The organism is Vibrio sp. V08_P9A1T1 (assembly GCF_963874405.1).
Classification (GTDB): Bacteria; Pseudomonadota; Gammaproteobacteria; order Enterobacterales; family Vibrionaceae; genus Vibrio; species Vibrio anguillarum.
The window spans coordinates 1-5,589 of sequence record NZ_CAWNIB010000266.1 but is presented as its reverse complement, the minus strand read 5'-3'; the positions used below and the strand labels follow the sequence as shown (position 1 = coordinate 5,589).

Below are 5,589 nucleotides of genomic sequence, written 5' to 3'. Positions count from 1 at the left end.
CCGCCGTTGAATTTACGGGAACCTATATGTTGATCCCCAATTACAAGGCATTGTTAGCCGCCGCATCATCGGCTGAGTAAGTATCGGTTTCTGGATCACACGAATAGATGGTGTGCTGTGTGTTGTGGAGCAGTTCGAAGTGCATCTCACGGCACATCTGTTGGAGGTTAAGGTTAAGTTGTCCTTTCTCCAACTTGACCAAATCCACGTGACCATCAAGGTTTGCCTTGAGCGTCTTTCCAACCAGCGGCGTTGTATTAATCATCATCCGCCCTCTGTCTGAGTGAATGACTAAACCTTCGAGCGTAAACGGCTCATGGCTGAGGTTTTGCTCAGGATCGCTTAGCGTTAATATGCCTTGTCGAATATTGATCGTTGCTTCACCTGTGAGGGAGTGGGCGAAGGTGGCGTAGTCTCCGGCGAGGCCGTTGACCTGCGCTTCCAATTCACTGATACCCTCTATGGTAAAGGGAAGCTGGGTGACTTTATTGAGCACAGCTAGCGGTAGCCCATCGGCATGAATGTTGGTTTGCCAAGGCTGACTTAACGTTTGGAAATTCCAACGCGCAGTGGCATCGATATAGCCGTTTTCTAACGGCATGAATAAACGATCTAGGTACCATTGGCCTTGCTCGCTGCGCATCTCAACGACGCTTTGCGTGCTCAATAGTGAATCGTAGCTGGCGCTGTTTGCGCTGATATTGAGCGTGCCTTGCCACAATCCCAAGCGTTTTTCTTTTACGAGAGTTAACTGCTTCCCTTTGGCATGGACACCAGACAATTGCCAATAAGGTGGCGCAAACAATTGAATGAGTTGGCTATTGGCGATGGTGAGTTGCTCGATGGTGAGGTTATCAACCCCCGGCCAATGCTGGCTCAGCGACGTAAAATCATCTTTGCTTTCGCTCACCCATTTTACACCGCGAATAGTGAGTTGTTGCAGCGATGCTGAGGTTGGGGTGATAACACCCGCCCATTGAATATCACCTTGCTTAAATTCACTACTAAAATCCTCAATAATCAGTTTACCCGGCTCGGTGCGCAGGCTAAAGGTCGGCTCCACCCACTGCTGACCTAGCCAAGTTGCATCGTCGGCTCGCAGCGATAATTTACCTTGTTGCTGCTGCCAAATATTGCTGTGTGGATAAATGTTCTCCAGCGAAATATCGACGTTACGCAAGCTGATATCCGCAAGCTCGATCTGACTGTTTAAAATATCTAAGCTATTGATATGGTCTATTTTGTCAAAGAGCTGAAACCAACCCGATTGGCGTAAGGAATGACTCATATCTCGGCTAAGATTGAGTTTTTCCAGTGTCACATTGATCAGCGACCAACCTTGAGGATACTGCTCGGCTTGACCTGAAATAGCCGCGCCGCGCCATGACAACGAGAGCCCATAGACGGTGCTGTTGGCAGGTTTGTAATCCATATCGAGCAGTAGGTTATTCAGCGCTTCTCCTTGCCAATAAAATTGTTCGGCTGAGAGTTGTATCTCGCCGAAAGGCAGAGCTGTTGGAGCATCCGGCCAATGTGGATTTTTAATCTGTAGGTTAACACCGCGCGCTAGCCAACCTTGTTGGGCGATGTCGGCGTGATTGAGCGCGATTTGGCTCACCGAAATGGGCCATGATCGCAAATCGGTAGGAAGGCCATTTTGTAGACTGATACCACTAAGTAGCACGCTATCAACGGCGATTTTTTGGTCGCGAATGAGCTGTGGGCTGAGCCAAATATCGGCTTGCTCTATCGGGATATGCTGCTTATTTTGCCGCAGTGTTAATTGGTTGAACTGAAAATGCAAAGGATACTGGTATTGAAGAGATTGGAACGTCACGTTTCCTTTCGAAAGCCGTTCAACGAGAGTTTGAGCAACGGGAGTAGCATAAGAGGTATGTAGCAGTGCAAACATACCCAGCATGAAAGTGAGAAATAGCGCGATGATCGCAATCAGCAATGCCAAAGCCTTGTTCATGGTGTCCTTACTCGTAAATCGTTACCTGCGACAGAGTGAAACAAATTACCTCACGCAGCAACAAAAAAAGCCCCTTATCAAAGGGGCTTGCTACTGACTTATCAGTTTTAGTCGAGTTGTGGGCCTGCGGCCACTAATGCTTTACCTTCTGCGTTATCAGTATACTTGGCAAAGTTATTGATAAAGCGCGAGGCGAGATCTTCAGCTTTGCTTGTCCATTGTAGAGGATCCACGTAAGTATCGCGTGGGTCGAGAATGGTTGGGTTCACACCAGGTAGTGAGGTTGGTACTTCAAGATTGAAGATTGGAATATGCTTGGTTGCTGCCTTCTCAATCGAACCATCTAAGATAGCGTCAATGATGGCGCGGGTATCTTGAATCGAGATGCGTTTACCGCTGCCGTTCCAACCAGTGTTGACTAGATAAGCTTCAGCACCAGCTGCTTCCATACGTTTTACCAGCACTTCGGCATATTGTGTTGGGTGGAGCGTTAAAAACGCTGCGCCAAAACAGGCTGAGAAGGTTGGTGTTGGTTCGGTGATGCCACGTTCAGTACCCGCTAGTTTTGCCGTAAAGCCAGACAAGAAGTGATACTTGGTTTGTTCTGGAGTCAATTTAGAGACTGGTGGAAGCACACCAAATGCATCCGCAGATAGGAAGATCACTTTATTGGCGTGACCACCTTTCGATACAGGCTTAACGATGTTTTCGATGTGGTAGATAGGATAAGAAACACGAGTATTCTCGGTTTTAGAACCATCATCAAAGTCAATCGAACCATCGCTACGTACTGTGACGTTTTCCAGTAGCGCATCACGGCGGATCGCGTTGTAGATGTCAGGCTCGGCTTCTTTGGAGAGCTTGATGGTTTTCGCGTAGCAACCTCCTTCAAAGTTAAACACGCCATCATCATCCCAGCCGTGCTCGTCATCGCCGATTAACGCGCGTTTTGGATCGGTAGAGAGTGTGGTTTTTCCTGTGCCAGATAGGCCAAAGAAAATCGCCACATCGCCATCTTTAGCCATGTTGGCTGAACAGTGCATTGAAGCAATACCTTGCAGTGGAAGGAAGTAGTTCATCATTGCGAACATCCCTTTCTTCATTTCACCGCCGTACCAAGTACCGCCGATCAACTGCATTTTTTCCGTTAAGTTAAACACAGTGAAGTTTTCTGAGTTCAGGCCTTGCTCTTGCCATTTGTCATTGGTGCATTTGGCACCATTCATGACCACAAAATCAGGTTCGAAGTTAGCTAGCTCTTCTTCTGTTGGGCGAATGAACATGTTTTTGACGAAGTGCGCTTGCCACGCCACTTCAGTAATGAAGCGCACGCAAAGGCGCGTATCTGCGTTGGCACCACAGTAACCGTCAAGAACGAATAGACGTTTAGCGGATAGTTGACGACCCACTAGTGCTTTTAGATCATTCCATACTTCTTGGTTAATCGGCTTGTTATCGTTTTTCGCTTGTTCAGATGTCCACCATAGGGTATCGCGTGTGGTGTCATCTTTGACAATGAATTTATCTTTTGGTGAGCGGCCTGTAAAAATGCCAGTATCAACGGCAACAGCGCCAAGTTCAGTGACGACGCCTTTTTCGTAGCCTTCAAGGTCTGGGCGAGTTTCCTCGGCAAATAACAGTTCATAGCTTGGGTTGCGAACCACTTCGACTACGTTGGTTATTCCGTATTTGGTCAGGTCTAGTTGTGCAGCCTTTGTATGTTCCATAACGGTCATAGGTGCTCCTTGTAAGAGATTTTGTAGGGATTTTGTAATAATGTTTGTAATTGTTATCTGCTCACCATGCTAGCAACGGGTGGGGGATAAAACAGGGACACAGTTCAAAAATTGCCCATGACACTCCTGTGGTTTTAGGTGTCCCGTCACATATTGGCGCAACTATTTTATCGCGTACGCAAACCTTTGCGCTAGATCAATAAGATTAATACTTTTAAAAAAATAAGTACGCCATTCTGTTTGTTTAAGGCTTGATTTTACTGGGTTTTGATCACAAAAAAAGCCAGCGTAAAGCTGGCTCTGATACGTTTTCTTCGTGCTTGTTAATTCATGCAAATTAATGAATTGTGTCGCTTCCTGAGGAGGCTTGTGCGTAGAGTGTTGCGATCTCAGCCTCTTCAAATGAGTAGTTGGTGCCACAGTAATCACAATGTAAAGAAACGGATCCTTCAGACGATAAAATGTCGTAAATTTCCTCTTTGCCTATTGTGATGATGGCCGCCCCACTGCGTTCACGTGAACAACCACAATGGAATTCCACGGGTTGTGGGGTGAACAACTGAACTTTCTCTTGGTTATACAGGCGATACAACAGATCAGTGGCTTCTAAGGTGAACAGCTCTTCGTTTTTTACGGTGTTAGTTAACTGCTCTAAGTGCTCAAAATCATCGGGCGTACCCGTTCCGTCCGGAATGGTTTGCAGTAACATACCAGCGGCACAGGCTTTTCCATCTTGCGTACCAATGCGTATCCAAAGGCGTGTTTTCAACTGTTCAGAGCGGATGAAGTAACCTTCCAGCACTTCCACTAAGTTATCACCCTCTAAACCGACCACACCTTGGTAGCGCTCGCCTTTCTTGGGTTCGATAGTGATAACTAAATGACCTTTACCCATCAAAGTGTGTAGGTCGGCATCATCGGCAATATCGCCTTTCCAGCGTGCGACACCACGCACTTTCTGTTCATTATCACCATTGATAACGACTAAGGAAACTGGGCCATTGCCTTGCAATTGCATGGTAATTGAGCCTTCAAACTTCAGCGTTGCGGTTAGCAAGGTCGTTGCGACGAGCAGTTCGCCCAAAAGTTTTTGTACTGGGGCTGGATATTCCTGGCTTGAAAGGATGTGTTGATACGCGTCGTCTAATTGTACCAACTCGCCACGTACGGATAGATCTTCAAATAAGTAGCGATTTAAAATGTTATTTGCCATTTAGCTATTTCCTCGGAACATGGTCCAGCTTTTATTGATGTTTAAATTTAATGATGTCACGACGCTCTTTTTTGTCTGGTCTGCGTTCGGGGCTTGGGTTGTGTGCGTTGAGCTTACGTTGCTCGGCATGATGGGCACGTTTGGCGATGCTTGCTGCGGTTTCCGAATACAGGGTTTGTGCTTCTGGCGCGCTGCGCCTTTGCCCTAACAGATTGATCACAGTGACGATTTTCTCTTCTTGGCCTTGGCGCAAGGTAATCGTTGCCCCAAGCTCGACAATTTTACTTGGCTTGGTGCGTTGGCCATTATAATGGACTTTACCACCATCGACCATACTGCGTGCGATCGACCGCGTTTTATAAAATCGTGCTGCCCATAGCCATTTATCCAATCTTATTTGCTCTGTCGCAGAACTCATACTACAAATGTGCCTCAAAGGGAGTTAGTCTTGTACGTTTTATGGCCTTTACAATGGTGTTTTGGTTCCAGATTTTCAAGCTACCCGACAAAATAATGTCAGTAAAAATGACGAGAATGTCTCCTATGATATATTAATGTGTTTTTGTAGCGCGATCTTCGCGGTCTTATGTATCTGTTCCATTTAAATGGAAGCATAGTTTAAATGAAATGGAAGTATAGTTTGAGGCCAATCCGCCGGTTTTCGT

The 5,589-nt window shown here is 46.5% G+C and carries 4 protein-coding genes; all 4 read right to left on the bottom strand.

The genetic code is table 11. The features are described from left to right. Positions 1 to 40: 40 nt before the first annotated feature. The 4 genes from AACT21_RS12385 to hslR all read right to left on the bottom strand — a co-directional run bounded on the left by AACT21_RS12385 (position 41) and on the right by hslR (position 5,342). A complete protein-coding gene (locus AACT21_RS12385; RefSeq protein WP_094164162.1) occupies positions 41 to 1,975 on the bottom strand; it encodes an AsmA family protein in 1,935 nt (644 codons plus the stop codon). A 107-nt stretch (positions 1,976 to 2,082) separates the two neighbouring features. Beyond that, positions 2,083 to 3,711 carry a phosphoenolpyruvate carboxykinase (ATP) gene (gene pckA, locus AACT21_RS12380; protein WP_013855443.1) on the bottom strand — a complete coding sequence of 543 codons (1,629 nt, stop codon included), beginning with the start codon at positions 3,709 to 3,711 and terminating at the stop codon, positions 2,083 to 2,085. Positions 3,712 to 4,048: 337 nt separating this feature from the next. Next, positions 4,049 to 4,924 (bottom strand): Hsp33 family molecular chaperone HslO, encoded by an 876-nt coding sequence (gene hslO, locus AACT21_RS12375; protein ID WP_013855441.1) that lies wholly within the window; start codon positions 4,922 to 4,924, stop codon positions 4,049 to 4,051. Positions 4,925 to 4,955: 31 nt separating this feature from the next. Next, entirely contained in the window at positions 4,956 to 5,342 is a 387-nt protein-coding gene (gene hslR / locus AACT21_RS12370) for a ribosome-associated heat shock protein Hsp15 (protein ID WP_026028320.1), read from the bottom strand. Positions 5,343 to 5,589: the final 247 nt, after the last annotated feature.

Coding starts and splice junctions, on each gene's coding strand:
- AACT21_RS12385 (WP_094164162.1), bottom strand. CDS start 1,975: ATGAACAAGGCTTTGGCATTGCTGATTGCGATCATCGCGCTATTTCTC.
- pckA (WP_013855443.1), bottom strand. CDS start 3,711: ATGACCGTTATGGAACATACAAAGGCTGCACAACTAGACCTGACCAAA.
- hslO (WP_013855441.1), bottom strand. CDS start 4,924: ATGGCAAATAACATTTTAAATCGCTACTTATTTGAAGATCTATCCGTA.
- hslR (WP_026028320.1), bottom strand. CDS start 5,342: ATGAGTTCTGCGACAGAGCAAATAAGATTGGATAAATGGCTATGGGCA.